At 72.1% G+C, this 2,308-nt stretch carries 3 protein-coding genes; 2 read left to right on the top strand and 1 reads right to left on the bottom strand.

Annotated elements, in window-relative coordinates; translation table 11 throughout:
• Window positions 1–477, bottom strand: a 477-nt coding sequence (locus CA983_RS42880) for an MBL fold metallo-hydrolase (protein ID WP_143645801.1), incomplete at its 3' end; no start/stop codon positions are given.
• A gap of 86 nt (window positions 478–563) precedes the next feature.
• Between CA983_RS42880 and CA983_RS42875 the strand changes: the two genes are divergently transcribed.
• Together CA983_RS42875 and CA983_RS42870 are read left to right on the top strand one after the other, a co-directional pair.
• Entirely contained in the window at window positions 564–2,015 is a 1,452-nt protein-coding gene (locus tag CA983_RS42875; RefSeq protein ID WP_086606021.1) for an aldehyde dehydrogenase, read from the top strand.
• Between the two features lie 2 nt (window positions 2,016–2,017).
• On the top strand, window positions 2,018–2,251 hold the full coding sequence (locus CA983_RS42870; protein ID WP_086606020.1) for a ferredoxin: 234 nt from the start codon (window positions 2,018–2,020) through the stop codon (window positions 2,249–2,251).
• Window positions 2,252–2,308 lie beyond the last annotated feature (57 nt).

Here is a 2,308-nt window from a genome sequence, read left to right as displayed (position 1 = left end):
GGCGGGGGAGAGGCCGGGCAGGGTGCGGGGCCGGGCCGCGCGCAGCGGTGCGATGTGCTCCTCAGGCGCACCGGCGGCGGCGAGCTTGGCCGTCATGTACGAGAACCAGCGCTCGGGGCGGGCCTCGCGAGTCCGTCGTACGACCGCGGTGTCCGCCGCGTGCATCGCGATCCACGCGCCCGAGGCCTCACGGACCCGGCCGGACAGGCCGTGGTGGTCCGGGTGGTGGTGGGTGACGACCACGCCGTGTATCTCGGCGACCGAGGTGCCGCAGGCGGTGAGGCCGGACGCGAGGATGTCCCAGGACGCCGGGTCGTCCCAGCCGGTGTCGATCAGTACCGGGCCCCGGCCGGTGTCGACGACGTACACCAGCGTGTGGCCGAGGGGGTTGTCCGGGATGGGGACCCGCAGGGACCGGACGCCTCCGCCGTGGTCGTACACCGCCGGTACGGGCTCGCGGTCCTGGCTGCTCTTCATTCGCCCTCCGTTCCACGGCCATTGCCCACTATAACGAGAACTGGTATCAGTTCCTGAAACACCGTCAGATGTGAAGGCAGTCGGCCATGACCGAGCTCGTGGAACACGGACAGCTGTTCGTCGGCGGGGAGTTGACCGACCCCCTGGGTACGGACGTCATCGAGGTGATCTCGCCGCACACGGAAGAGGTCATCGGGCGCGTCCCGCACGCCTCGACGGCGGATGTGGACCGGGCCGTGGGGGTGGCCCGGCGGGCCTTCGACGAGGGACCCTGGCCGCGCATGAGCCTCGACGAGCGGATCGAGGTCGTGAGCAGGATCAAGGACGGGATCGCCGCCCGGCACGACGAGATCGCCCGCGTGATCTCCGCCCAGAACGGCTCCCCGTACTCCTGGAGCGTCCTCGCCCAGGCCCTCGGCGCCGTCATGGTCTGGGACTCGGCGATCACCGTCGCGCGGAACTTCACCTACGAGGAGCGGCGCGACGGCGTCCTCGGCCGCATCCTCGTCCGGCGCGAGCCCGTCGGGGTGGTCGCCGCCGTCGCCCCCTGGAACGTCCCGCAGTTCGTCGCCGCCGCCAAGCTCGCCCCCGCCCTGCTCACCGGCTGCACGGCTGTACTCAAGCCCTCGCCCGAGTCGCCGCTGGACGCGTACCTGCTCGGCGAGATCGCGCGGGAGGCCGGGCTGCCGGAGGGTGTGCTGTCGATCCTGCCCGCGAACCGGGAAGTGAGCGAGTACCTGGTCGGGCACCCCGGCATCGACAAGGTGTCCTTCACCGGGTCGGTCGCGGCCGGCAAGCGCGTGATGGAGGTCGCCGCCCGCAACCTCACGCGCGTGACGCTCGAACTGGGCGGCAAGTCGGCGGCCGTCGTCCTGCCCGACGCGGACGTCGAGGCGGCCGTGGCGGGCATCGCCCCCGCGGCCTGGATGAACAACGGGCAGGCCTGCGTCGCCCAGACCCGCATCCTCCTCCCGCGCTCCCGCTACGACGAGTTCGCCGACGCCCTGGCCGCCGCGGCGGGCGCACTGACGGTCGGCGACCCGCTGGATCCCGCCACCCAGGTGGGCCCGCTGGTGGCCAGGCGGCAGCAGCGGCGCAACCTCGACTACATCCGCATCGGCCAGGAGGAGGGCGCCAAGATCCTCACCGGCGGCGGACGCCCGGCCGGCCTCGACCGCGGCTGGTACGTCGAGCCGACCCTCTTCGGCGACGTCGACAACTCCATGCGCATCGCCCGCGAGGAGATCTTCGGCCCGGTGATCTGCCTGCTGCCCTACGACGACGAGTCCGACGCCGTGAAGATCGCCAACGACTCCGACTACGGGCTGAGCGGCAGCGTGTGGACGGCGGACGTCGAGCACGGCATCGAGATCGCCCGCCAGGTCCGTACGGGCACGTATTCGGTCAACACCTTCAGCCTGGACATGCTGGGCCCCTTCGGCGGCTACAAGAACTCGGGCCTGGGGCGGGAGTTCGGGCCCGAGGGGTACGGCGAGTACCTGGAGCACAAGATGATCCACCTCCCGGCGGACGCCTAGCGATGGGCGACCGCTGGCACGTCGAGGTCGACCGTTCCCTGTGCATCGGCTCCGCCCAGTGCCTCCACCACGCGCCGGACGGCTTCCGCCTGGACTCCGCCCGGCAGTCCCATCCGGTCGCCCCGGACACGGACGCGAACGAGCGGGTGCTGGAGGCGGCGGAGAGCTGTCCGGTGGAGGCGATCACGATCACGCTGGGGGACAGCGGGGAGCCGGTGTTCCCGCCGGAGGAGTAGGGCAGCCGCAGCCCGCGAGGCCGTCAGGCGGCGGTGGGGCGGTGGCCGGTTCCGGGG

This window comes from Streptomyces swartbergensis (assembly GCF_002148965.1).
GTDB classification, from domain to species: Bacteria; Actinomycetota; Actinomycetes; order Streptomycetales; family Streptomycetaceae; genus Streptomyces; species Streptomyces swartbergensis.
This window is presented reverse-complemented; position numbering and strand designations above follow the sequence as displayed.